Origin of the sequence: Janthinobacterium tructae, from assembly GCF_006517255.1 — a bacterium.
GTDB lineage: Bacteria > Pseudomonadota > Gammaproteobacteria > Burkholderiales > Burkholderiaceae_D > Janthinobacterium > Janthinobacterium tructae.
The window spans coordinates 2594893-2620697 of record NZ_CP041185.1; the positions used below are offsets into that span (position 1 = coordinate 2594893).

At 63.6% G+C, this 25805-nt stretch carries 19 protein-coding genes and 1 tRNA gene; 8 read left to right on the forward strand and 12 right to left on the reverse strand.

What is annotated here, in order from left to right; all coding sequences use genetic code 11:
- Positions 1 to 114: 114 nt before the first annotated feature.
- On the reverse strand, positions 115 to 630 hold the full coding sequence (locus tag FJQ89_RS11390; protein WP_141170256.1) for an RNA polymerase sigma factor: 516 nt from the start codon (positions 628 to 630) through the stop codon (positions 115 to 117).
- A gap of 2 nt (positions 631 to 632) precedes the next feature.
- On the reverse strand, positions 633 to 1364 hold the full coding sequence (locus FJQ89_RS11395) for a TonB C-terminal domain-containing protein (protein ID WP_168208441.1): 732 nt from the start codon (positions 1362 to 1364) through the stop codon (positions 633 to 635).
- A gap of 127 nt (positions 1365 to 1491) precedes the next feature.
- Between FJQ89_RS11395 and FJQ89_RS11400 the strand changes: the two genes are divergently transcribed.
- On the forward strand, positions 1492 to 1941 hold the full coding sequence (locus tag FJQ89_RS11400; RefSeq protein WP_141170258.1) for a site-specific integrase: 450 nt from the start codon (positions 1492 to 1494) through the stop codon (positions 1939 to 1941).
- 335 nt (positions 1942 to 2276) lie between these two features.
- On the opposite strand, the gene FJQ89_RS11405 is transcribed toward FJQ89_RS11400, so the two are convergent.
- From FJQ89_RS11405 to FJQ89_RS11425, 5 genes are all read right to left on the reverse strand, one after another.
- Positions 2277 to 2353 (reverse strand) — tRNA-Pro (locus FJQ89_RS11405).
- 104 nt (positions 2354 to 2457) lie between these two features.
- Positions 2458 to 3072: a TetR/AcrR family transcriptional regulator gene (locus FJQ89_RS11410; RefSeq protein ID WP_141170259.1), complete on the reverse strand. Its 615-nt coding sequence runs from the start codon at positions 3070 to 3072 to the stop codon at positions 2458 to 2460.
- 68 nt (positions 3073 to 3140) lie between these two features.
- Complete coding sequence (gene adeC / locus FJQ89_RS11415; protein ID WP_141170260.1) at positions 3141 to 4589, reverse strand: AdeC/AdeK/OprM family multidrug efflux complex outer membrane factor; 1449 nt, start codon at positions 4587 to 4589, stop codon at positions 3141 to 3143.
- A 1-nt stretch (position 4590) separates the two neighbouring features.
- The gene (locus tag FJQ89_RS11420) at positions 4591 to 7755 is read right to left on the reverse strand and encodes an efflux RND transporter permease subunit (RefSeq protein ID WP_141170261.1); all 3165 of its coding nucleotides are present in this window, start codon (positions 7753 to 7755) and stop codon (positions 4591 to 4593) included.
- 15 nt (positions 7756 to 7770) lie between these two features.
- On the reverse strand, positions 7771 to 8979 hold the full coding sequence (locus FJQ89_RS11425) for an efflux RND transporter periplasmic adaptor subunit (protein WP_141170262.1): 1209 nt from the start codon (positions 8977 to 8979) through the stop codon (positions 7771 to 7773).
- A 423-nt stretch (positions 8980 to 9402) separates the two neighbouring features.
- Between FJQ89_RS11425 and FJQ89_RS11430 the strand changes: the two genes are divergently transcribed.
- Both FJQ89_RS11430 and FJQ89_RS11435 read left to right on the forward strand, forming a co-directional pair.
- Positions 9403 to 10935, forward strand: a complete 1533-nt coding sequence (locus FJQ89_RS11430) for an ATPase domain-containing protein (RefSeq protein ID WP_141172755.1) — start codon at positions 9403 to 9405, stop codon at positions 10933 to 10935.
- Between the two features lie 8 nt (positions 10936 to 10943).
- On the forward strand, positions 10944 to 12473 hold the full coding sequence (locus FJQ89_RS11435) for a hybrid sensor histidine kinase/response regulator (RefSeq protein WP_141170263.1): 1530 nt from the start codon (positions 10944 to 10946) through the stop codon (positions 12471 to 12473).
- Between the two features lie 3 nt (positions 12474 to 12476).
- On the opposite strand, the gene FJQ89_RS11440 is transcribed toward FJQ89_RS11435, so the two are convergent.
- A complete protein-coding gene (locus FJQ89_RS11440; protein ID WP_141170264.1) occupies positions 12477 to 14363 on the reverse strand; it encodes an MFS transporter in 1887 nt (628 codons plus the stop codon).
- Positions 14364 to 14597: 234 nt separating this feature from the next.
- Between FJQ89_RS11440 and FJQ89_RS11445 the strand changes: the two genes are divergently transcribed.
- Both FJQ89_RS11445 and FJQ89_RS11450 read left to right on the forward strand, forming a co-directional pair.
- The gene (locus FJQ89_RS11445; protein ID WP_141170265.1) at positions 14598 to 17786 is read left to right on the forward strand and encodes a DUF2339 domain-containing protein; all 3189 of its coding nucleotides are present in this window, start codon (positions 14598 to 14600) and stop codon (positions 17784 to 17786) included.
- Positions 17783 to 19237 carry a DUF3999 family protein gene (locus FJQ89_RS11450; RefSeq protein WP_141170266.1) on the forward strand — a complete coding sequence of 485 codons (1455 nt, stop codon included), beginning with the start codon at positions 17783 to 17785 and terminating at the stop codon, positions 19235 to 19237. The genes FJQ89_RS11445 and FJQ89_RS11450 overlap by 4 nt, the downstream gene beginning before the upstream one ends.
- Positions 19238 to 19259: 22 nt before the next feature.
- Here FJQ89_RS11450 and FJQ89_RS11455 read toward each other — a convergent pair whose 3' ends face one another.
- Positions 19260 to 20003 carry a helix-turn-helix domain-containing protein gene (locus FJQ89_RS11455; protein WP_243136520.1) on the reverse strand — a complete coding sequence of 248 codons (744 nt, stop codon included), beginning with the start codon at positions 20001 to 20003 and terminating at the stop codon, positions 19260 to 19262.
- Between the two features lie 160 nt (positions 20004 to 20163).
- On the opposite strand from FJQ89_RS11455, the gene FJQ89_RS11460 reads away from it, so the two are divergent.
- Genes FJQ89_RS11460 through FJQ89_RS11470 form a run of 3 tightly spaced genes read left to right on the forward strand, consistent with a single transcriptional unit; the run spans position 20164 to position 21812 of the window.
- A complete protein-coding gene (locus FJQ89_RS11460; protein ID WP_141170267.1) occupies positions 20164 to 20586 on the forward strand; it encodes a hypothetical protein in 423 nt (140 codons plus the stop codon).
- Between the two features lie 7 nt (positions 20587 to 20593).
- On the forward strand, positions 20594 to 21022 hold the full coding sequence (locus tag FJQ89_RS11465) for a hypothetical protein (RefSeq protein ID WP_141170268.1): 429 nt from the start codon (positions 20594 to 20596) through the stop codon (positions 21020 to 21022).
- A gap of 4 nt (positions 21023 to 21026) precedes the next feature.
- Positions 21027 to 21812, forward strand: a complete 786-nt coding sequence (locus FJQ89_RS11470) for a DUF2145 domain-containing protein (protein ID WP_243136521.1) — start codon at positions 21027 to 21029, stop codon at positions 21810 to 21812.
- Here the strand turns inward: FJQ89_RS11470 and FJQ89_RS11475 are convergent.
- From FJQ89_RS11475 to FJQ89_RS11485, 3 genes are read right to left on the reverse strand one after another with little or no spacing between them, the layout of a single operon-like run.
- A complete protein-coding gene (locus FJQ89_RS11475) occupies positions 21809 to 22855 on the reverse strand; it encodes an AbrB family transcriptional regulator (RefSeq protein ID WP_141170269.1) in 1047 nt (348 codons plus the stop codon). The two genes, FJQ89_RS11470 and FJQ89_RS11475, sit on opposite strands and share 4 nt — an antisense overlap.
- 2 nt (positions 22856 to 22857) lie before the next feature.
- On the reverse strand, positions 22858 to 23931 hold the full coding sequence (locus FJQ89_RS11480) for an ABC transporter ATP-binding protein (RefSeq protein ID WP_141170270.1): 1074 nt from the start codon (positions 23929 to 23931) through the stop codon (positions 22858 to 22860).
- A 22-nt stretch (positions 23932 to 23953) separates the two neighbouring features.
- Positions 23954 to 25744 carry an ABC transporter permease gene (locus FJQ89_RS11485; protein WP_096237142.1) on the reverse strand — a complete coding sequence of 597 codons (1791 nt, stop codon included), beginning with the start codon at positions 25742 to 25744 and terminating at the stop codon, positions 23954 to 23956.
- Positions 25745 to 25805: the final 61 nt, after the last annotated feature.

Consider the following 25805-nt stretch of genomic DNA (forward strand, 5'->3'; position numbering starts at 1 on the left):
TCCAGCGGCCAGACTCGGCCGTAAAGCAGGAAACCGGCAGGCTGCCGCGTGTTGCGTACATGTATTTTTTGCTCTCTCATACTGGATGACGAATGGCGTCCCGGAAAACCCGCATTATTTATTCTCCGCCGCCAGATACGCGTCAAGGCGTTCATGCACGCGCTTCAATTCGTACTCGACCGTCCGCAGCGACACGCCCAGCCGTTGTGCGGCCTCTTTTTGCGTCAAGCCTTCCGCATGCACGAGCAGCGCGATGGCCCGACGGCGCTCGGGCATCCGATCAAGCAGATGGAACAAGCCATCGAGGTCCGAGCGTATCTCGGCGGTCCGGGCCGGCCCGGGCGCCGGATCCACCATTTCCTCCAGCAATGCATCGATATTATCGCCTGACAGCAGGCGGCTGTGCCGGCGCTGAACATCCACCGCAATGTTGATCGCCATGCGCGACAGGTAGGCCCCCGGATTCTGGATCGGCCCGTGGGCCTCGCTGCCCTTCAGCCGCAGCCAGGTGTCGTGCAGCGCATCGCCGGCATCCTCCGCATTGCCCAGCTTTCGCGTCAGGCGCTGTTTGATGGATGTGTAGTGCTTGCCCAGGTAGTTCAGCAAGAAGAGCTGCGTGCCGTCGGACATGGCTAGCCCGCCCCCTGTTGCCGCTCGCACTGCGGCCCGACATCCTGGACATTCGGTGCAACCAGCATGGTCAAGCGCTGCCGCGCGATTGCCGCTGGCGGCAGGCGGCCGATGTGCACCGTGCGCAGCGTGTGCAGCAACGCGGCATCGCGGCGGGCATCGCCGCTGCTGCCGAGAAGACGGACGGCGCCGATGCGGCCATCCGGCTCCACGTAAAACTGCAGCAAGGAAGTATAGTTGCCCGGCCGGGTACGCGCATCCGAGCACAGCGCTTGCCAGATACGCATCTGGACCAGTCCGGCGTAGCCGTCCTCACGGAACAGCTCGGCCAAGCCATGGCGCGCCGATACGGATGCCGGCACAGCGGATGCCGCACCGGCCTCTTTCAGAATGAATGTCTGACCCAGACCAGAACTGCGCTTGTCCGCCATCAGCCCCGTACCTTGCAGCAGGATGCGCAATGCGCCTTCGGCCGAGTAAAGGCCGTGTACCGGCGTGGAGGTACGGGCATGCACGAGATCGCTGGGAAACAAGGCCGGTTGTCCGGTGGTGTCCGCATACTGGTTCAGTGCCGCATTCAGCGGCTGCGCCGGGATATTGAAAGCAAGCGCAGGCGTAGCCGCGTCAGTAACGGGATTGACAGGTGCAACGCCCGCAGGCGGCAGATCCGGAGAAGCGCCACGGGCGTCTGCCGCTGATCCGATAAGCCCACCCAGTACCCAGAAGAGCGCCATCGCGCTACAGCTCAACGCGCCGCTGTACATGCGCCCGCAACGGTGCTGCAAGGGCCATGGCAGGAGGACGGAGCGAATCGGCAAGGTAGGCACACCATTCTGAAAAGGTGCATGGTGGCATTCAAATGTGACGGTGTCGTTACAACAATGCCAATCAATCCCCGGGCTTGCAAAAGCATGTTGGGTTGACGGGGCAGATCACATTGACGAAGACGTGCGTCCGGAAATGTTTCATTTAGCCAACGCAGATCAGAGTTTATTGCCAGCAGCACATCATAGATTTTTCGTCGGAATCAAGCTGCTGGAACGCCGGCAGGATCGTCTGGTGGAAGCGCTCGGGCGCTCCGGCCTTGGTTCAATGCGGGAGGGCGCAAAGGAGCACATTGGCATGAAGGATGATGGGGTATTGCGCGATATCCGGGCCCTGGCGGCCACGGATGCGGCACGGCGCGGCGAGAACCGCAGCGACATTCAAATGCGCCTGGTGCATACGTCCGGCAAGACCACGGATATTTACATCAAGCAAGTAATTGCGGATGTTTCCGAAATTCCGATGGCCTTACCCTGGCTTGAGTGAAGCCCGACTTTTGCAAATAGCCGCCATCCTCTGTCAGCGCTGGATGGCTGCTTTCGCCTGCGGACATTCGCTTCAGGCCGTCGTTGACTACATTTCAGCCATCGCCTTAACGCGTTCGATAACGCCAAGAAGTTCCGTATCACACGGATCACCTGTGAACTCAGTCAGGCAAAGATGCCGCGTGGGTTGAATCCGCAGCCGATAGCGGACATCGGCATGCTGCAACGAAAATCATACGTTACGTAAACGGAAAAACCCAGCACCGATATTATACAAACGTATAATATACAGTACTGGGTTTCTATACAGCTTGCGCTGTAACTCCTTGAATCTTATGGTCGGGACGGGAAGATTCGAACTTCCGACCCCATGCACCCCATGCATGTACGCTACCAGGCTGCGCTACGCCCCGACGAGGTGAGAATTATAGCAGAGGCTTTTAGGTTTTTGCCATGCTTTGCGCAGGATTCATAGCGAACTGCGCAAAGTTTTTTTTCAGCCTGGGGGCACAGTGTTCTACTCGCCCAGCAGCAATGCTGTCAGGACGATGCGGAAACCGGCGATCAAGGGTTCGACCTTCATGTCCGGATTGTGCACCGCCCGCACGGGCAAGCCCTGGTACATGGCGATCATGGTATTGAGCCGCCCTTCCAGCATCTCTTCGTCAGCCGGCAGGCCGCGCTTGATGCGCGCATCCCGGATGATGGAGAGAAACAGCTTGCGCGAACGCACATCCGCGCAATGCAACATTTCAGCAATAACGGGATTGCGCGACGCTTCGGCAAAAATTTCCAGCGGCATCACCCAGGTTTTTGGGTCCAGGCTTTCCAGCACATGCTCGCCAGCATTATCGACCACGGCTTGCAGCGGGTCTTCGCGCTGCGCCAGGTCCTGCATCAGGTTGGTGACCCGCTCCATGTTCTTCATGACGAAGGCGGCGATGATCGCATCCTTGCTGTCAAAATAGTTATAGATGTGGCCCGCGCTCATGCCGGCCGCCTTGGAGATCTCGGCCATGCTGGCGCCGTGGAAGCCGCGGCGGCTGAAACAGCTTTCGGCCGCATCGAGCACCTGCTTGCGCCGCGTGTTGGCGCGCTCGGGATCCGGATGCTTCTTTTCAACTTGGTTCATGATTTTCCAGTAGCGCGCCGGCCCTGCCCCTGCGGACAAGGGCAAGGCCGGCGTCGGCGTCCCCGTGATTATTGGACGCTGCCAGCCGCCGCAACGGCTGTCTGCTCAGGTTGCCAACCGCCGCCCAGCACCTTGTACAAGGTCACCAGGTTGGTCGATTTGGCCAGGCGCGCCGTGATCAGGCTTTGCTGCGCCGTGTACAGCGCGCGCTGGGCCACCAGGGCGTTCAGGTAGGACTCGGCGCCCTGCTTGTAGCGCGCGTCGTGGATGGTGTAGCTCTTCGTCGACGCCTCGACCAGCGAGACCTGCGATTGCAGGCGCTCGTCGATGGTGCCGCGCTGGGCCAGCGCATCGGACACTTCACGGAAGGCGACCTGGATCGCCTTTTCGTATTGCGCCACGGAGATTTCACGCTGCACCTTGGCGATATCGAGGTTGGCGCGGTTCACGCCGCCATCGAAGATCGGCAAACTGATCTGCGGAATAAAACTCCACGTGCCGCTGCCCGCCTTGAACAGGCCGGACAGGTTGTCGCTCAGCGAACCGGCCGTGGCCGTCAGCGAAATGCGCGGGAAGAATGCCGCGCGCGCCGCGCCGATGTTGGCGTTGGCCGCGCGCAGGGTGCGCTCGGCCGCCAGCACGTCGGGACGGCGTTGCAGCACGTCCGACGGCACGCCGGACGGGATGTCCGTCAGCGCCGTCACGGTGCCGAACTCGGCTGGCGGCAGCAGATCGGCCGGCACGGGGCCGCCCACCAGCAGGACCAGCGCGTTTTGATCCAGCGCCACCTGGCTCGTGAAGACAGCCACGTCGGAACGGGCCGACTCGACGCTGGTCTGGGCATCGTACTTGTCCAGGCCGGAAGTAGCGCCGGCACTGAAGCGGCGCACGGCCAGGTCATACGACGACTGCTGGCTCTTTAAGGTGTCTTGCGCCACGCGCAGGCGCTGCTGGTCGGCCACCAGGTTCAGATAAGTGCTGGCCACTTCGGCCACCAGGCTGATCTGCTGTGCACGGCGTGCTTCTTCCGTGCCCAGGTATTGTTCCAGCGCGCTGTCGGACAGGCTGCGCACGCGGCCGAAGAAGTCCAGCTCGTAGGCCGAGACGCCCAGGTTCGCCGTGTACTGGCGATTGATGGACGCTTCGCCGTTGGCGCTGGCGTTCTTCGGCACGCGGCTGGCCGACTGACCGCCCGACGCCGACAGGGTCGGGATCAGCGCGGCGCGTTCGATGCCATACGTGGCGCGCGCCTTCTCGATGTTGAGGATCGAGACGCGCAGGTCGCGGTTGTTGGCCAGCGCCAGTTCCAGTACCTGGCGCAGGCGCGCATCGGCAAAGAACTCGCGCCAGGCGACGTCCGCCACCGGCTTGGCGTCGGCGGCGGCCGTGTCGGCCTTGTAGGAAGGACCGGTCGGCCACGCCGTGGGCGCCGGCGCTGCCGGACGCTCATACGTGGGAGCCAGGCTGCAACCGGCCAGCAAGGCCAGTGCCGCCATGGAGAGTAGCGTTTTTTTCATATTAATGCGCATCCTTAGAAAGCGTGACGGCTGGCGAGCCAGGCGTCGCCGGCGTGGCTGGCGCGTCCGGCTTCGAGAAGAAGCCGCGCACCAGCACGAAGAACACCGGCACGAAGAAGATACCGAGGAAGGTGGCCGTCAACATGCCGCCCAGCACGCCGATACCGATGGCGTTCTGGCTGCCGGAACCGGCGCCGCTGGAGATAGCCAGTGGCAACACGCCCAGGCCGAAGGCAATCGAGGTCATCAGAATCGGACGCAGACGCAGACGCACCGCATGCAAGGTCGCGTCCAGCAGCGACATGCCCGATTCCTGCATTTCCTTGGCAAACTCGACGATCAGAATCGCGTTCTTCGCCGACAGGCCCACCACCGTGAGCAAGCCCACCTGGAAGTACACGTCGTTCGACAGGCCGAACATCCACGTACCGAGCACGGCGCCGATCACGCCCAGCGGTACCACCAGCAGCACGGAGAATGGAATCGACCAGCTTTCATACAGCGCAGCCAGGCAGAGGAACACGATCAGCAGGGACAGCGCATACAGCTGCGGCGTCTGCGAACCGGATTCGCGCTCTTCCAGCGAGACGCCGGTCCAGCTGAAGCCTATGCCAGGCGGCAACTTGGCGACCATCTCTTCCATCGCATTCATGGCCGCGCCCGTGCTCTGGCCCGGTGCCGGCGTACCCAGGATCTCTACCGACGGCAAGCCGTTGTAGCGTTCCAGGCGTGGCGATGCATAAATCCACTTGCCGGTGGCAAAGGCCGAGAACGGCACCATCTGACCAGCCGTGTTGCGCACGAACCACTTGTTCAAGTCTTCCGGCAGCATGCGCGATTCGGCACTGCCTTGCATAAAGACTTTCTTCACGCGACCACGATCGAGGAAGTCGTTGACATACGAACTACCCCAGCCGACGCTCAGCACGCGGTTGATTTCCGAGAGCTGCAAGCCCAGCGCAGTGGCTTTCTGCTGGTCGATGTCGATCTTGTACTGCGGCGTATCTTCCTGGCCGTTCGGGCGCACGCCCACCATGGCCGGATTCTGCGACGCCATACCCAGCAACTGGTTACGCGCCGCCATCAGGGCGTCATGCCCGACACCGCCGATATCTTGCAGCTGCATGTCGAAACCGGTGGCGTTACCCAGTTCCAGCACGGCAGGCGGGGCGAACGTAAACACCATCGCATCCTTGATCTGCAACAACTTGCCCATGGCGCGACCGGCCACGGCCGGCGCTTTTTGCGCCACGTCCTTGCGCAGCGACCAGTCCTTCAGGCGCACGAAGGCGATACCCGTGTTCTGGCCGTTACCGCCGAAGCTGAAACCGGCGACGGCAAACACGGATGCGACGTTGTCTTTCTCGCTGTTCATGAAGTGGTCTTCGACCTGTTCGATCACTTTCAGGGTGCGCTCTTGCGTGGCGCCCGTCGGCAATTGAATCTGCGTAAACAGGATGCCCTGGTCTTCTTCCGGCAGGAAGGAGGTCGGCAGGCGCATGAAGACGAATACCAGGCCGGCCAGCAAGATGACATACAACAGCATCGAACGGCCGCGGTGACGGATCATGCTGCCAACCAGGCTCTGGTACTTGTTGCTGCTGCTGTCGAAGCTGCGGTTGAACCAGCCGAAGAAACCCTTGTTGCTGGCGTGATGGCCCTTCTCGACCGGCTTGAGCAGGGTGGCGCACAAGGCTGGCGTAAACACCAGCGCGACGACGACCGACAACACCATCGACGAGACAATCGTGATCGAGAACTGGCGGTAAATCACGCCCGTCGAGCCGCCAAAGAAGGCCATCGGCACGAACACGGCCGACAGCACCATGGCGATACCGACCAGCGCGCCCGTGATCTGCGTCATGGACTTGCGCGTCGCTTCCAGCGGCGACAAGCCCTCTTCGCTCATCACGCGCTCGACGTTTTCCACCACCACGATGGCATCATCAACCAGCAGACCGATGGCCAGCACCATGGCGAACATGGTCAAGGTGTTGATCGAATAGCCGAACGCGTTCAGGATACCGAAGGTACCGAGCAGCACGACCGGCACGGCCATGGTCGGGATCAGCGTGGCGCGGAAGTTTTGCAGGAACAGGTACATCACCAGGAAGACCAGGATGACCGCTTCGACCAGCGTCTTGACCACTTCTTCGATCGACAGTTTCACGAATGGAGTGGTATCGAACGCCACCTGGTAGCTCATGCCTTCAGGGAATTGCTTGCTCAGGTTGCCCAGCATGGCTTTCGCCGCATTGGCCGTATCGAGCGCATTCGCGCCCGTTGCCAGCTTGATCGCCACGCCGGTGGCCGCATGGCCGTTGTAGCGGGCCACGGTGTTGTAGTTCTCACGGCCCAGTTCCATGCTGGCCACGTCCTTCAGATACACCATGGCACCGTTGGTCGTGGTTTTCAGCAAGATGGCGCCGAACTGCTCCACCGTTTGCAAGCGGCTTTGCGCCGACACGGTCGCGTTCAGCTGCTGGCCCTTGACGGACGGCGTGCCGCCCAGTTCACCGGCCGACACTTCGGCATTTTGCGCCTGCACGGCCGTGATCACGTCCGCCGGGGTCAGGTTGAAGCTTTGCAGCTTGGCCGGGTCGAGCCAGATACGCATGGCGTACTGCGAACCGAACAGTGTCACATCGCCCACACCGGCAACACGGCTGAGCGGATCGACGACGTTGGCGGCCACATAGTCGCTCAAGTCGGTCTGGTCCATCTTGCCGTTTTCGGAAATGAAGCCGAACACCATCAGGAAGTTCTTCGTCGCTTTCGACACGACCAGGCCTTGCTGCGTGACAGCCGTCGGCAGCAGTGGCGTGGCCAGCTGCAGCTTGTTCTGTACCTGCACCTGGGCGATGTCGGGATTGGTGCCGCTGCTAAACGTCAGCGTGATGCTGATGCCGCCAGTGGCATCGCTCGACGAGGCCATGTAGCGCAAGCCGTCGATACCCTTCATCTTTTGTTCGATGACCTGGGTGACAGCATCTTCCACGGTCTTGGCGGAGGCGCCAGGGTAGGAGCCGCTGATCGAAATCGACGGCGGAGCGATGCTCGGGTACTGCGCGATCGGCAGGCTGAGGATCGAAATCACGCCGGCAAGCATGATGACGATCGCGACCACCCAGGCAAAAATCGGGCGGTCAATGAAAAAACGGGCCATTAATATTCTCCTGAATTAGTGGGCGCTGGAAGCCGATGCGGCGGCAGAAGCGGCGGCGGCAGGAGCAGCTTCGGCCTTGGCCGGCACGGCAACGGCTGGCGCGCCTGGCTTGACTTTTTGCAAGCCTTCCACGATCACGCGGTCGCCTGCGGCCAGGCCGGACGTCACCAGCCAGTTGGTGCCGACGGTGCCGCTGGTGGTCAGCACGCGCTGCTCGACCTTGTTTTCCTTGTTCAGGATCAAGGCGGTTGCCTGACCCTTCTGGTTGCGCGTCACGCCCACTTGCGGCACGGTAATGGCTTTTTCATCCACGCCCGTTTCCAGCTGCGCACGCACGTACATGCCTGGCAGCAATTCGCCTTTCGGGTTCGGGAACAGCGCGCGCAAGATCACGTTGCCGGTGGTCGGATCGACCGTCACGCCGGCGAACTGCAGCTTGCCCGGTTCGCTGTACTTGCTGCCGTCCGGCAGGATCAGGTCGACCTTGGCCTGGCCTTCGCCCACTTTTTTCAGCGAGCCGTCGGCCATCTGGCGTTTCAGGCGCAGCAGGTCGGTGCTCGACTGGGTCACGTCGACATACATCGGGTCGAGTTGCTGCACCGTGGTCAGGGCTTCGGCCTGGCCTGCCGTGACCAGCGCGCCGGCCGTCACGGACGAGCGGCTGGTGCGGCCGCTGATCGGTGCCGTCACGGTGCTGTAGCGCAGGTTGATGTTGGCCGATTCCAGCGCCGCGGTGGCGGACTCGACGTCTGCCTTGGCTTGCTCGAACGCAGCGATGGCATCATCGTATTCCTGGCGGCTCACGCCTTCGATGGCAACCAGTTCCTTGTAGCGCGAGGCTTTCGGACCGGCCGTCAGCAGGTTGGCCTTGGCTTTCGACAAGGCGGCCTTGGCCGAGTTGTACGCCGCCTGGTAGGTGGCGGAATCGATCTGGTACAGGGCCGTGCCGGCTTTCACATCGCTACCCTCGACAAACAGGCGCTTCTGGATCAAACCACCGACTTGCGGGCGCACATCGGCGACCTGGTAGGCATTCGTACGGCCGGGCAGTTCGGCGCTCATCGGCAACGCGGCCGGATTAACAGTAAACACGACCACCTGTGGCGCTTGCTGCGCGTGAGGTGCTTCCTGTTTTTTACTGCAGCCGGCCATGATTACAGTGGCGCACAGAACGGCAATAGCGCCGCTCGTACGCGGCGACGTCAATGAAAAGGTTGGTTGCATCTTGGACTTTCTGAAAAAGAAGCTGGCTAGTGTCGTTAGAAATGACTAAATTTATTAACGCAGATCAAAGAATGAACGATCATTCTAAAATCGTCAAGCATCGTTACAATTGAAACATAGCAACTATCAAACGGATTTAATTATCAATGAGGCAATAAAATGAGGACAGCAACAGCGGCGGCACACCAGCAAAGTCGAACAGGAATCTGGCGGGCGGTGGCCAAAACGGCACGGCGGAAAAGGTGGATTGAGTGAATACTGTAGCAGGGTAATCCGTTTTTTGCTGAAGCGTCGATCATGTGCGCAACACTTCCCTGCACGGCCACGCCACCGCCATGAATATTTACTAATGGTATCGAAAAGACATGCGGAGGCAGACGCGCTACTATCCTGTCCACGGCGTGGTGAAGCGGGGGCGCGATGATGACAGCACAGGCGCAAGGGCAGGTGCAAGGAGCGCAAGGAACGGTGCAACACGGGGGCGCGAGCGGCCTGGACGCGCCGCCGCTGCTGTCGACGGGTGTTCCCGGCCTCGACACCGTACTCACGGGCGGCTTGCTGGCCGAGCGCCTGTACCTGGTCGAAGGCGTGCCCGGCACAGGCAAGACCACCCTGGCGCTGCAATTTCTGGCCGAAGGGGCGCGCAATGGCTTACCCGTGCTGTATCTCGCCCTGGCCGAGTCCGAGATCGAGCTGCGCGGCGCGGCGCTGTCGCACGGCTGGGACCTGGCCGGCATCGCCATCGAAGAGGTGGCACCCAGCGACGACATGCTCGACCCCGAGCGCCAGTACACCATCTTCCATCCGTCCGAAATCGAGCTGGCCTCGACCAACCAGCGCATCCTGGCCGCCATCGACAAGCACCGGCCGGCGCGCCTGGTGCTCGATTCGCTGTCCGAACTGCAGCTACTGGCGGAAAACCCCCTGCGCTACCGGCGCCAGGTGCTGGCGTTGAAGCGCTACCTGGCCAGCCGGCACTGCACTACCCTGCTGATCGACGACCGTTCCGCGCTCGACGACGGCTTGCAGGTGCGTAGCGTGGCCCATTGCGTCATTTCGCTGGAGCTGCAAAATCAGGCGTATGGCAATGACCGGCGCCGCGTGCGGGTGGTGAAATACCGGGGTGTACCGTTTCGCAGCGGCACGCACGACTACAAGATCGCCCGTGCCGGCCTGGTCGTCTATCCGCGCCTGGTGGCGGCCGACACGCGGCGCGATGGCGACCATCGGCGCCTGTCGAGCGGCGTGCCCGAACTCGACGCCATGACAGGCGGCGGCCTGGAAGAAGGCATGAGCACCCTCATTTCCGGCCCCGCCGGCAGCGGCAAGTCCACCCTGGCGGCGCAATTCGTGCACGCGGCCACGGCCCGCGGCGAACCGTGCGCCATGTTCCTGTTCGAAGAAGCGCGCAGCAAGCTGCTGAACCGGGCCGACAACGTGGGCATGCACCTGCAGGCGGCGCTCGATACAGGCTTGCTGAGCGCACAGCAGATCGATCCGGCCGAGCTGACACCGGGAGAATTTGCCCAGGCCGTGGTCGACGCGGCGGAACAGGGCGCCCGCGTGATCGTCATCGATAGCCTGAACGGCTACATGCATGCGGTGCCCGACGAACGCTTCCAGAGCACCTACCTGCATGAACTGCTCAATTATCTGGGCCAGCGCGGCGTGTCCACCCTGCTGGTCGGCGTGCAGCAAAACATGCTGGGCACCGCGATGACCACATCGGCCGACGCCAGCTACCTGGCCGACGGCGTCATCATGCTGCGCTATTACGAAACGGAAGGCGAGGTGCGGCAAGCCATTTCCGTCTTCAAAAAACGCGGCAGCGCGCACGAACGCAGCATCCGCCGCTTCGAAATCAGCGCGCAGGGCATCCGCATCGGCCCGGCCCTGGCCGGCTTTCACGGCATCCTGTCGGGCTTGCCCACCATCGGCGGCACGCCCTTGCCCTAGGAATCGCCATGGAGCTGCGCATCCTGATCTACGCGCCTGCCGGCCAGGATGCCGCCCTGGCCGGCACCGTATTGGCGGGCAGCGCCATCGCCAGCCATGCCTGCCGCTCGCCCGGCGAACTGGCCGAGCAGCTGGCGCTGGGCGCCGGTGGCGTGCTGACGGTGGACGAAGCGCTGCATGCGGGCGTGTATTGCGTGCTCGACGCCTATGCCAGGCAGCAGCCGGACTGGTCCGACTTGCCCATCATCCTGCTGACGCACGCGGGGCTCGATTCCCTGCCCTTGCGGCAAGCCATTGCCACCCTGGGCAATCTGACCCTGCTGGAACGCCCCGTGCACGTACTGACCCTGATCACGTCGGCGCACGCCATGCTGCGCGCGCGCCAGCGCCAGTACCAGGTGCGCGAGACGCAGCGGCGCAAAGATGAATTCCTTGCCAGCCTAGGACATGAACTGCGCAACCCGCTGGCGCCCATCAAGTCCTCCGTGGCCCTGCTCAAGCACCTGTTCCCTGCATCCGAGCAGGTCGGCAAGGTGAGCGACGTGATCGAGCGCCAGGTGACGCACCTGACGCGGCTGGTGGATGACTTGCTCGACGTGGCGCGCATCACCCGCGGCAAGGTGTTGCTGCAGCGCAAGGATTTTGAGCTACAGCAAGTGCTCGACCATGTGAGCGAACTGTGCCAGCCTGCGGCCAGCCGCCGGCACATCCGCATCACCCGCGATCTGCCGCCGCATGCCGTGACCTTGCACGCCGACTACGCCAGGGTGGTGCAAATCTTTGCCAACATCGTGTCGAATGCCGTGAAGTTCACGCCGGATGGCGGCCACATCCACATCACGGCACGCCAGACGCAGGGCCAGTTGCAGGTGGTCATCGAAGACAATGGCATCGGTATCGAGCCGGATGCCATCGCGCGCATCTTTTCCATGTTCGAACAGGGACGCACGGTGGCGGGCGAAATGACCAGCGGCCTGGGCATTGGCCTGAGCCTGGCGCGCCAATTTGCCGAGCTGCACGGTGGCGGCATCGACGCCTGCAGCGACGGCCCTGGGCGCGGCAGCCGCTTCATCGTCACCTTGCCGGCCAGCGCAGGCGACACCCCGGCCGCCACCGGCAGCGACACGCCCGCCGACGCGCACCAGCCGCTGCAAGTGCTGGTGGTGGACGACAACCGCGACGCGGCCGATACCTTGCAAAGCCTGTTCCAGCTGGAGGGCTATGCCGCCAAGGTCGCGTATGGCGGCGCGCAGGCGCTGGCAGCGGTCGACATGGCCTGGCCGCAACTGGTCGTGATGGATCTGGGCATGCCGGACATGGATGGTTACGCAGCGGCGCGCCAGATCCGCCAGCGCGCGCAAGGGCGCGACGTGCTGCTGATCGCCCTGACGGGCTGGGGCCAGGACGAAGCGCGCGCACGGACGGAGCAGGCCGGCTTCGACCATCACCTGACGAAGCCGGTGGATTTCGCCGCCATCGCCGCCCTGCTGCATGCGCACCTGGCGCAGCGCGCGGGAGCCGCTACGCGAGAGGAATGACGTTTATTTCCACTTGCCGCGCAATTCCTGCACCTTTTGCTGCAGCAATTCCGGCGTGGCGGCCTCGGGCGCCACGGGCATGCCCACGGCCAGCGACAGACGCGAGCGCAAGCCTGCCTTGAAGGCACGCTCGAACAAATGGCCATTGCGGTGGCTCAACAGATGGCCCCACAAGCCGCGCAGCGCCAGCGGAATCACGGGCACCTTGCTGCGTTCGACGATCTTGGCGATGCCGCCCTTGAATTCGCTGATCTGGCCCGTGCGCGTCAGCTTGCCTTCAGGGAAGATGCACACCAGTTCCCCCTGGTGCAGCGCTTGCGCAATGTCGATGAAGGCCTTTTCCATCAGGAAAGGATCTTCCTTGGCCGGCGCGATGGGAATCGCCTTGGCCGTGCGGAAGATCCAGCCCATCAGCGGCATCTTGAAGATGCGGTGGTCCATGACGAAGCGGATCGGGCGCGGGCTGGCCGCCATGATGACGATGGCGTCCACATAGCTGACGTGATTGCACACCAGCACCGCCGCCCCTTCCGTGGGGATGCGCTCGCCATCGACGACTTTGACGCGGTGCACGGTCTGGATGAGCATCCACGCCAGGAAGCGCATGAGGAATTCCGGCACCAGCGAGAAGATGTAGGCCGCCACCAGCGCGTTCAGGATGGCCGTGATGAGGAACAGCTGCGGGATCGTAAACCCTTGGCCCAGCAGCACGATGGCCACGCCGGCCGCCGCCACCATGAACAGGGCATTCAAGATATTCATGCCCGCGATCGTGCGTGAAATGTGCTTCGGGTCGCAGCGCGTCTGGATCAGGGCGAACAGGGGCACGATGAAGAAGCCGCCAAACACGCCGATCATGACGATGTCGAGCAAAATGCGCGGCACGCCCGCCTGGCCCACGAAAGCCAGCGCGTCGACCACTTGCGTATTCGCATAGGCATTGCTGGCGAAATACAGGTCGATGCCGAACAGCGACAGGCCGATGGAGCCGAACGGCACCAGGCCGATCTCGATCTTGTGGCCAGACAAGCGTTCGCACAGCAAGGACCCGGTGCCGATGCCGACGGAAAACACCGTCAGCAGCAGCACGAAGACGCTGTGGTCGCCATGCAGGAAATCCTTCGAGTACACGGGGAACTGCGCCAGAATCAGGGCGCCGTAAAACCAGAACCAGGAGTTGCCCAGCATGGCCAGGAAGACGGGACGGTTCTTGCGTGAAAAATTCAGGTTGCGGAACGATTCGGCGACAAAGTTCAGGCTCACCTTCAAGTCCGGCTCGGGCGCGGGCGTGCGCGGCACGCGGTAGCTGGCGATCAGCCCGAACACAGCCACGGCAATCGTCGCGCCGGCCACCAGCTCCACACCCAGCGGCTTGTGCACGATCAAGACGGCGCCGAGGATTTCGCCCAATAAAATGCCGACAAAGGTGCCCATCTCGATCAGGCCATTGCCGCCGACCAATTCCTCGGGTTTCAGCTGCTGCGGCAGATACGCATACTTGACGGGGCCGAACAGGGTCGAATGCACGCCCATGCCCACCACGGCCGCCACCAGCAGCCACAGGGTGTGCGTCATCCAGCCAGCGGCTGCCACGGCCATGATGGCCAGCTCCATCCATTTGACGAAACGCGCCAGGCCCGCCTTTTCAAACTTGTCGGCCAGCTGGCCCGCCGTGGCCGAAAACACGACATACGGCAGGATGAACAGGCCGGGGATCAGGTTGGTGATGGTGGACGGGGCTAGCGTGGTCCAGCTCAGCGCGTCATAGGCGAGGATCACCATCAGCGCCGTCTTGAACAGATTGTCGTTGAAGGCGCCAAAGAACTGGGTCCAGAAGAAGGGCCCGAAACGGCGCTGCGACAATAAGGAAAACTGGCTGCTTTGACTCATGGCATGGGGAACTGGCAATTAAGGAATTGCTAAAATACAGCACTATCTTGCGCACGACAATCTGAATGTCGTCATCTTGCTTGGAGTCAATACGGAAAGCGCCGCACTGCGCCATGCTGGCCCCGCACTTTACTACTTTCCCCGGCACAACAAAAATCGCCTGTTTCTTGATAATAAGGTAATGTGCGCATACATCGGGCGCCTTCGCCCTGACCATCCACGAAAGCTGCCCCCATGTTTGGATTGATATCGCTGATCATATTTGGCTTGCTGATCACCGCCTTCGTACAGGTGCTGCAGTACCGCAGGAAAGTCGCCGATCTGGAGTTGCTGACGGCGCGCCTGCGCAAGGACGTCGACAGTGTGCAGGCGCGCCTGCGCGCGCTGGAAGGCCAGGCCGAAGCACCAGTTGCCGCACCCGCCGTGAAAAGTGCTGCACCGGTGCCGGTACCGGTGCCTGTTTCCGTGCCTGCACCGGCGCCGGTGCCGGTGTCGAAGGCGGCCCTGATCGAGCCGGTCGAGCTGGCAAAGGTCGCGCCGGCCGCGCCCCTGCCACCCAAGCCTGCCCCGCCCATCGCGTCGATTCCGGCCCAACCCGCCCCTGCCACCCCCAACACCCCCTCCTGGATCGCCCACCCGGATGGTCTCGTTGCCAAGGCGAAGAATTGGTTATTTACCGGCAACCTGGTTGCCAAGCTGGGCTTGCTGATCCTCTTCCTCGGCGTCAGCTTCCTGCTCAAGTATGTGTCGGCGCAGGTCACGCTGCCCATCGAGCTGCGCCTGGCCGGCATCGCGCTGGCCGACATCGCGCTGCTGGCCTGGGCCTGGCGCATCCGGCTCCAACGCCCTGGCATCAGCTTGCCGCTGCAGGGCACGGCGCTGGCGATATTGATGCTGGTGACGTTTGGCGCCTTCCGCCTGTATGAACTGATCCCGGCGGGCCTGGCGTTTGCCGTGCTGTTCGTGCTGACGGCGTTCACGTGCCTGCTGGCCGTGCTGCAAAACGCCGTCTGGCTGGCCGTCTTCGGCATCGTCGGCGGTTTTGCCGTGCCCTTGCTCGTGTCGACGGGCAGCGGCAACCATATCGGCCTGTTCAGCTATTACGCGCTGCTCAACGCGGGCGTCTTCGCCATCGCCCTGAAACGCGCCTGGCGCGTGCTGAATGTGCTGAGCTTTGGCTTCACCTTTGTCGTCGCCACCACCTGGGGCCTGCTGCGCTACACGCCCGAGCACTACCTGTCGACGCAGCTGTTTTTGATCCTCTTCGTGCTGTTCTATATCGGCATCGCGATCGCCTATTGCGCGCGCCAGGCGCCGCGCCTCAAGCATTACGTGGATGGCACCCTCGTGTTCGGCACGCCGCTGGCGGCCATGGGCCTGCAATACGGACTGGTGCGGCACTTTGAATTTGGCCTGGCGTTTTCCGCGCTGCTTGCCGGCTTGACCTACACGGGACTGGCCGTGGCGCTTTGGCGCCGCGTTGGTTTCCGCCTGCTGGCCGAAGCCTTCCTGGCGCTGGGCATCGTCTTCGGCACGCTGGCCATCCCGTTCGCCCTCGACGGCCGCTGGACGTCGGCCGCCTGGGCGCTGGAAGGCGCGGGCATCGTCTGGGTCGGCCTGCGCCAGCGCCAGACCCTGGCCTGGGCCTTCGGCCTGCTGGTGCAGGCGGCAGCCTGGATCGCCTTCCTCGTCGCCATGCAGGAACTCGATACGGCAGGGGCCCTGCACGCCAACATCTGGCTCGGCTGCGCCCTGCTGGCCGCCGCCGCGCTGGTGATGGCCTACAATTTCCGCCGCCATGGCAGCCACCTGTATCCGGAATTCATGAGCAGCCTGTCCGTGCTCTTCCTGACGGCCGCCACGGCCTGGCTGCTAGGCGGCCTGTGGAGCGAAATCCTGCTGCGCACGGATGCCACCACGCAACTGAACCTGCTCATCGTCAGCGCCCTGGGCGTGGCCGCCCTGCTGGCGGTGCTGGCGCGGCGCGAACAATGGCATGCGCCGCGCGCCCTGCTGCTGGCCGTACAGGTACTGGCCGGCATGGTCATGCTGAGCCGCGCCAGCTGGGCCTGGGACCAGCACCCGGCCAAGCTGTTCGACGGTTCCTTCCTCAGCGCCATGCTGCTGGGCGCCGCCGCCTTTGCCAGCGCCCGTTTCCTGGCGCTGCGCGCGCGCGACGGCGACGAACTGCTGGCCCTGGTCGCACGGCCCCTGCTGGTCTGGAGCGGCTTGCTGTGGTTTGCCGCCATCCTCGTGCCCTTCACCAGCTGGCTGCTGCGCCTGACCGACGGCGACCTCGCCATGCAGCCGCATGCGGGCGAGCACTGGCTGGCGCTGTACCTGATTGCCGTGTGCGTCACGACGCCCGTGTTCGCCATCCTGGCGCGGCGACTCGACTGGCCACAACTGCGCTGGTTCAGCGTGGCTGCCTGGCTGGGTCTGCTTGTGTGGAGCGCCAACATGCTGCTGGCGCTGTACCTGCGCGATTACCTGCCGACGGGCTTGAGCTGGCTGGCCCTGGCTGGCGCGCTGGCGGCCGGCGAATACCTGCTGCTGGCCTGGCCGCAAGCGGGCTGGCAACTCGACGTGCGGGCGCTGCGTTTCTTGCATACGCTGCGCACGGCTGCGCCCTGGCTGATGCTGTGGCCCGTGGGCGCCATGCATGTCAACGCCTGGCTAGCACAGCATGAAGAGCGCGTCAGCCCCGCCTGGGCCCGCTACTTGCCAGCCTGGGCCATGATGCTGGCACTGGCCTGGCTGATCCGCCGCTGCCGCGCGGGCGCCTGGCCGGTGGCGCCGATTACCGCGTGGTACCAGCGCACCCTGATACCGCTGGGCGCTCTGTGGTCGCTGCTGCTGATCGCCGTGTGGAATATTGTCGACGACGGCGCCATGGCACCGCTGCCCTATTTGCCACTGCTCAATCCGCTGGACCTGAGCACGGGCTTTGCCATCCTGCTGGCCATCGCCAGCTACCGTCTATTCCCGGCCGGCCAGATCCCGCTGGCCGCCCTGTGGCAAGCGCGCTTGCCGGCCGTGGCCGCCTGCTGCGTGTATGGCTGGTTCAACCTGATGCTGCTGCGCACGGTCTCGCACTATCTGGGTGTGCCGTACACCTTTGACGCCATGCTGGCCTCGCAGTTCGTGCAAGCCATGTTGTCGCTGGTGTGGAGCGTCACGGCTCTGCTGCTGATGCGCCACGCGGCCCGCCAGCAGCGGCGCCAGCAATGGAGCATGGGCGCCGTGCTGCTGGGGCTGGTCGTGCTGAAACTGTTCCTGATCGACCTGTCGAACGTGGGCGGCATCGAACGCATCGTGTCCTTTGTCGGTGTCGGCTTGCTGATGGTCTTGATCGGCTACCTGGCGCCCTTCCCCAAGGCTGCCGCGCCAGCGCCGGCCGAACCGCAACAAGGAGCCGCATGAAAGCCTCATTGATCTGCTGCAGCCTGCTGCTGGCAGGTGCCGCGCTGGCCGCGCCTGGCCAGGACCGGCCACAGGACTATGCCTGGAACATGCCCATCCAGTCGCCGGCCGGCGCCGGCATCGTGCAGCTAACATTGCCCAGGGAAGTCTACCTGCACGCCAGCTCGGCCAGCCTGGCCGACCTGCGCCTGTTCGACGCCGACGGCAAGCGCCTGGCCTATGCCATCGGCGCGCCGCCCGCGCAATCGGCCACGCAGCGCACGAACATTCCCGCCCGCATTTTCCCCGTGACGGGCGCGCCGGCAACTGGCGACGGCTTGCAAGGCATCGACATCCGCACGGCCGACGATGGCCGGCTGCTGTCGGTCAGCACGCGCGCTGGCACGGCAGCGGCCACGGCGGCGCTGCAAGCGCTGATCCTCGACCTGGGCAAGCAAACGGAAGGCCAGCGCATCGCCGCCCTGCGCTTCACGCCACCGGCACGCACAGACAATTACAGTGCGCAAGTGCTGCTGGAAATGAGCGATGACCTGAAGCAATGGGATGCCATCGGCACCACCACCCTGAATTGGCTCAGCAACAGCGACACGCAGACCCTGGCCAACGACAGCATCGCCTTTGCGCCGCGCGCTTTTCGCTACGCACGCCTGAGCTGGCAAGCGGGGGAAGCGCTGGCCTTTGCGGCGATTACGGCGCAAGCCGTCAGCGAAACGGACATCGCCGCGCCGCGCGCCACCGTCGTGCTGCAAGGCACGCCCGGCAAGCCGGCGAATGAATGGCGCTATGCCACCCCTCTCGCCATTCCCGCCGACAGCATCGCCCTGCAATTGACACAGACCAATACGGTACTGCCTGTGACCCTGGGCGTGTATCGCCAGAACAACTATGTTCCCCGGCACCGGCTGCACCTGCGCCAGCAGGCCCGTCCCGCGCAAGGCGCGTATTTCGATCCCCTGCTGAGCACCACGTTTTACCGCATCGGCCTCGATGGCAAAGAGAGGATCTCGGGCGACCTGGCCATGCCCGTGACGCAAACAAACGAATGGGTGCTGCAGACATCCACGGAACAGCCGCTCTCCGCCAACAATGCACCCGCCTTGCGCCTGGGCTGGACACCCGCCACCGTCGTCTTCCTGGCCAGCGGCAAGCCGCCCTACCAGCTGGCATTCGGCAACAGCAACGCCGCCGCCGTTGCGCAGCCGCTGGCGCAGGTGGCACCCGGCTTCAGGGCGGACGAGCTGCTGGCGCTCAAGACTGCCAGCGCCGGTCCGCTCAAACCCAACGGGGGCGTGGCGGCGCCAACCCCCGTCACAAAGGACGGGGCGCCATTGCGCCTGACCGCGCTGTGGGCCGCACTGCTGCTGGGCGTAGCCGTGCTGGGCTTTTTTGCCTGGCGCTTGCTGTCGCAGATGAAAGAGGAACAAGGCAGTACCGACAAACACGAGCATTAGCCTGGCCGCGACATCGCCACCGCTACTGCCGCAGCAGCGCCTTGAACGTCTGCGGCATCCACGGCCGTGCGGCCAGCATGAAGCTGATGGCCAGGCGCTCCTCACCAGGCAGGCGTGCGTCTTCCTGGTGCTGCTGCGAAAACTCCACCGCCACTTGCTTCAAACGCTCCAGCAAGGCCGCCGTGGATTTTTTCGACAGCATCACGTTCACCAGGCGCAGCAATTCTGTTTCACCGTCAAATTGCGAATTGAGATAATCGCCATACGCTTCCTTTTTGAAATAGGTATGAATCGGGCCATTCGGTATCCACGCAAACGTGCGCGCCACCAGCAGTTTGACCCGGTTATTCGGCAGCAGTTCCAGGAAACCGATCTTGTCGAGGCGCAGCAAATATTTGACGGCTTGCGCCTCGCTGATGTCATAGATGGCGACGATCTGCTCCAGTGGCAACAGGTTCAAGGCGGACACGGCCACCACGAACAGCCGGGTGTCATCGATGATTTCCTTTTCCTGGGCATACGTCAGCCCGGTGATCAGGGTGGGCGTAGCCTGCGCCGTCTGCACGGCCAGCGCCAGCTGCTGGAAATCGCTGCCGATGGCGACCAGGATCTGGTCCAGTCGCTGCAGGGTAAATTGCTTTTGCGAAAACATCCGCTTGACACTGGCTTCGGACACGCCGATGCGCTGGGCCAGCTCGGCATAGGTGACGGCGCGCGCTTTCAACAGGCGTTTCAAGGCCTCGATCAGGGCGTGGGTTTGCGGCATGCACTTCCTTTATAAAAATTGCATCGGTTCCAGCGGTAAAAAAGTAGCGCAATACGCTACCTGCGGTATGCCTGCCCGCTACGAGTAGCGTTTTCATTGACCAATTGCCCTCAGTCTACAATGATGGCGTTGCCACTTGGCACACTTGAAGGAGAAACACATGAAACGCCTGCTGCCCCTCTGCCTGTCCCTGTCGCTGTTGACCTTCTCCATGACCGCTCCCGGCCTGGTCCATGCCGCCGCCTCGGAGAATCTGTCGAAAGGCTCGCAAAACCTCAGCCAGGGCTCCGCCGTCGTCGTCGCAGGTTCCATGTCGATGCTGGTCGCTTCCGGCCAGGTGGTCGTCGCCAGCGTGGAAACGGTGGGCGAAGGCATCGTCATCGTGCTGAAAGGCGCGTCCGAAGCGGGCGGCGCTTCCATCCAGATGAGCACGCAAGCAGCCAAGGGCCTGTCGCTGGCGGCCGGCACGGTAGTCAACGTGGTGGCGCTGTCCACCGGCCATATGCTGGTTCTTTCCGGCAAGGCCATCGCCTTTATTCCGAACGAACTGGGCAAGGCCCTGCTGCACCACTCCAAAGTGTAAATCAGCCATGCAAAGCCACTATCCCACGCAACATCTGCTCGCCATCGCCGTGCTGTGCGCGGCCAGCCTGACGGCCCAGGCCGCCAACTCCGACACCACCAACGCCTCCGACAGCGCCAGCATGGCCTCGGCCATCGTGCTGGTCGGCTCCATGTCGGTGCTGGCCGCCGCCGGTGAAGTCGTCATCGACAAGGTGGAAGACGTGGCCGACGGCAGCGTCCTCGTGCTGAAAAGCGCAGCCAGGGGCGCGTCCTCCACCGCCACGGCCTCCGTCAAGCTGAGCCAGAAAGCCATGCAAGGCCTGCCGCTGGCAGCCGGCACGGTGGTCAAGGTGGTGGCTGTCTCGACGGGCCACATGCTGGTCCTGTCGGGCAAGGCCATCGCCTATGTGCCGAACTCGGCCGGCAATGCCATCCTCCACCATTCGAAAGCGTGAACCCATGAAACGCCTGACTGCCATGATCATCAGCCTGGCCCTGGCCGGCGCCGCCCATGCGGGGCGCTCGTGCGAGGAAAAACCAACGGATGCGAGCACCCTCGTCAAATCGATGGAGCTGGCGCAAAAGACCCTGCAGGCGCTCGATGCCTCGGGCGCGCAAGTGGCGCTGGTGGCGCGCGCCGGGCAAGACCTGTCGAAGTACAATTTGCGCTACTCGCACATGGCGCTGGCCTGGCGCGACCACCCGAAAGGGCGCTGGCTGGTGGTGCATGAACTCAATGAGTGCGGCACGGCGGAATCGTCGCTGTACAACGAAGGCTTGGGCAATTTCTTCATGGACGATGTGTTCATGTATGAAACCCTGATCCTGATTCCTGGCCAGGATACGCAGCAGCAACTGGCGCGCCTGCTGACCAGCAACACGCCCAAGCGTCTGCATGAGCCGCACTACAATATGCTGGCCTACCCGTTTTCCACCAAGTATCAGAACTCGAACCAATGGGTGCTGGAAACCCTGGCCGCGGCCAGCAACGAGCCTGGCAAGATCGAAACGCGCGCCGAAGCGCAAGGCTGGCTGCGCAGCGCCAGCTACGCGCCGCAAACGCTCAGCATCCCCGCCGCCACGCGCCTGGGCGCGCGCATGTTCCGTGCCAATATCGCTTTCGACGATCACCCGTTCGAGCGTCGCATGACGCGCCAGATCGACGTCGTCAGCGTCGACTCCATCGTGCGCTTCATGCGCCAGCGCGAACCGAAGGCGCAGGAAATCGTGGTGAGGGGAAATTAAGGACGTTGCAGCAGGCGAAATAGCGGACCGATCAGCAAGACCAGCACCACCATGCGCGCCACGTGAAAGGCTGTGACGATGGGCACGCCCAGATGCAAGGTCTTGGCCGTCAGCGACATCTCGGCGATACCACCGGGTGAGGCGGCCAGGATCGCCGTGCCGGGGTGGATGCCCATCCAGTGCGACAAGCCCAGACCGAAGGCGGCCGCCAGCAACAGCATGAGCATGGTGCTCACGGCCACGCCCACCAGGTAGCGGGGCGCCGCATGCAGGAAGGCTGGGCTGAAGCGCGTGCCCAAGGCAATGCCGATGAACAGCTGGCCCGCGCGTATTATCCATTCTGGCAGGCGCGACAGATGGATGCCGCACGCGGTCAGCAGCAGCGCGGCCAGCAGCGGGCCGATGACCCAGGCGTTGGGCAGCCTGGCCCGTTTGCATGCGAGGGCCGCCAGCACCGTGATACCGAGCAGCAGCGCCAACCCGCCATAGTCGACCAGCGCGGCGCCGGGAACGAAGCTTTCATGCCCCGCCGCCAGGCCATGGCTGCCCCAGTAGCGCACGCCGAACGGGATCGTCGCCACTACCAGCATCATGCGCAGGCTGTGCGCCGCGGCGACCTTGCCCACATCGGCGCCATGGCGCTCGCTCTGTACCGCCATCTCGGATGCGCCGCCCACCGCCATGGCAAAGAAGGCGGTGGCATGGTCGACACCGGAGAGGCGCCGTAGCCGCATGGCGCCAGAAGCTCCCAGCGCCAGCGCGAACAACACGGTGCCGGCGATCCACGGCGTGTAGACAGTGAGCACGGCCAGCACGGGTGCCGTGAAATACAGGCCCAGGGCCGTGCCGATGGCCCACTGCCCCGCTTCGCGCACGCGCACGGGGCAGGCCAGTTCGCGCCCCGCCAGGCGCAGCCCGGCCGTGGCGAACAGGGGGCCGATCATCCACGGCAGCGGCGTATGCAGCCACAGGCAGATGGCGGCACCAGCCAGGCCGGCGGCCAGGACGGCACCGACGGCGCGCCAGCGTGGCCACCTCGTCACCGTTAAAACACCCAGAGTTTATCGGCCGGCATGTGCAGCCAGTACTTGCCCGCTTCGAGCTTGTGGCGCGAATACGCGCGCAGGCTGATATTCTCGGCTCCGCCGCGTTCGAACAGGCATTCCCAGCGGTCGCCCAGGTACATGCAGGTCAGCAGCGGCAGTTCGATGGCGTTGTCGACCTGCGTGGCGCTGATCTTCACCTCCTCGACGCGGATCATGGTGGTCACGTCCGTGCCCACGTTGGCGCCGCGCGCCACGCCCTGCATGGAGGCGCCGTCGATCAGCAAGCGCACCTGATTGCCATCGCGCTGCACCACCTTGCCGGGCAGGCGGTTGTTACTGCCCATGAATTCGGCCGTAAACAGGGTGTCGGGCGTTTCATACATGCTTTGCGGCGTGCCCTGCTGCTCGATCTTGCCGTTATTCAGTAGCAGGATGCGGTCGGAAATGGCCATCGCCTCGCCCTGATCATGCGTCACCATCAGGGCCGACAGGCCCAGGCGCACGATCAGTTCGCGCAGGAAGGCGCGCGCTTCCTCGCGCAGCTTGGCGTCCAGGTTCGACAGCGGTTCGTCGAGCAGGATCACGGGCGGGTTGTACACCAGTGCGCGGGCGATCGCCACGCGCTGCTGCTGGCCGCCTGACAGCTGATGCGGATAGCGTTCGCCCAGGTGCCCCAGGCCCAGCTGCGTCAGCACTTCCTTGATGCGCGCGGCGATCTCCGTGCTGCCCATCTTGCGCAATTTGAGGCCATAGGCGACGTTGTCGAACACGGTCTTGTGCGGCCACAGCGCATACGACTGGAACACCAGTCCCAGGTTGCGATGCTCGGCTGGCATCTCGAAGTGTTTCGCGCCATCGTAGACATTGCGCTCGCCGATCTGGATGGTGCCCGCCTTCGGGCTTTCCAGACCGGCGACGGCGCGCAGCAAGGTGGTCTTGCCGCTGCCCGAAGGCCCCAGCAAGGCGACCACTTCGCCTTTTTTCAGGTGCATCGAAACACCCTTCAGTATCTGGTTGGCGGCAGCGCCGGTGCCGTAGTCCAGGTGCAATTCATTGACGGTCAGTTCATTCATGATGTGGTCTCAGTCTTTGTATTTAGTTATGCAACTTCACGCCGAAGCGCAGCGCGATGCCCAGGCCGATGGCCACCAGGGTGATATTGATGAAGGACAGTGCCGCCACCAGGTCGGTCGAGCCGCCGGCCCACAGCGATACCAGCATGGCGCCGATCACTTCCGTGCCCGGCGAGAGCAGGTACACGCCCGTCGAATATTCGCGCTCGAAGATCAGGAAGACCATCAGCCAGGCGCCCAGCAAACCGTATTTGATCAGCGGCAGGGTGACGTCGCGCGTCACCTGGCCGCGATTGGCGCCGACGGCGCGCGCCGCCTCTTCCAGTTCCGGCCCCACCTGCAGCAGCGCGGTGGAAATGAGGCGCATGCCGTAGGCCATCCACACCACCGAATACGCCAGCCACAGGGCGAAGATGGTCGAACGCACTTCGCGCAGCACGGGGATCACATGGCCGCTCAGCCACAGGGCCACGCCGTTGTCCATGCCTTTCAACATGCCGTCCAGCCAGGCCGGCACGAACAGGAACACCCACAGGAAGGACAGGCCGGCCAGCAGGCCCGGAACGGCGCGTGGCACCAGCACGCTGTAGTCGAGCAGGCGCGTGATGCCGTCCTGCTTGCGGTGCATGGCCAGCGCGATGAAGCTGTAGCAACCCACGGCCAGCGCGCCGCCGACGACGCCGATCAGGATGGTGTTGACGATGCCGCGCACCAGCGACGGCTGGTCGAAAATGTCGCGGAAATGCTGCAGGGTCAGCACGTCGGCCAGGTGCACGCCTTCGCCCCAGTACTGCACGAAGGAGCGCAGCACGATACCCGTCAACGGCAGGATGATGGTGAAGATCAGCCAGCCCGCCAGCAAGGCAAAGGCCAGCCACTTCCAGCGGCCCAGCGGCATGGCCTTGCTGCGCGCGCCCTTGCCCTTGATCGACACATACTTGTTGGCAGACTTGAGCAGCCAGCGCTGTATCATCACCAGCGGCATGGTCACCATCACCAGGCAGACGGCGACGGCAGCCATCAGGTGGTACGACGGCGTACCGAGCTTGTTGGTCAGCTTGTACAGATAGGTCGGCAGCACCAGATGGCCTTCCGGATCACCGAGCACCAGCACCAGGCCGAACACTTCGAAGCCGAGGAAAAACACCAGCACGCCCGCATACGCGAGCGCCGGCATGATCATCGGCAGCGATACATTGAGCATCACCTGGATCGGCGAGGCGCCCGCCACGCGGGCCGCTTCCTCGACATCGGAACCGAGGCTTTTCAGTGCCGACGAGGCATACAGGTAGACGTGCGGCACGTGCGTCAGGCCGGCGATGATGACGATGCTGGTGAACGAGTAAATATTCCAGGGCACGAAGCCGAGCAGCTCCTTGGCCCAGATCGAGTAAAAGCCCACGGGCCCCATCGAGACGACGTAGCCAAAGCCCATCACCATCGGCGAGACAAAGATCGGTACCAGCAGCATGGGCGCCACCCAGCCGCGTCCCGGCAAGTCGGTGCGCACCATCAGGAAGGCCAGCATGCCGCCCAGCGGCACGGCGATGACGGTCAGGCCGAAGGCCAGCATCAGGCCATTCTTGAAGGCCATGGCGAAATCGGGATCATCGAAGATGAAACGGTAAGAGTCAAAGCCGAATTCGCGTACCGGCATGAAAAACGGCGCGTTCAAAAAGCTCTGGTAAAAAATCAGGAACAGCGGCAGGAAAATGGCGATCAGCGTGATCGTCACGACCACGCCGCGCGACCAGTTCAGGCGCGACAAGGGAGAGCGCGACCGTGCAGGCAGCGGCAAGATGGCAGTTTGCATGATGAATCCAATGAATGAAGGGTGCTGCGTGTGCCCGCAAGCCAGGCTCGCGGGCGGCCAA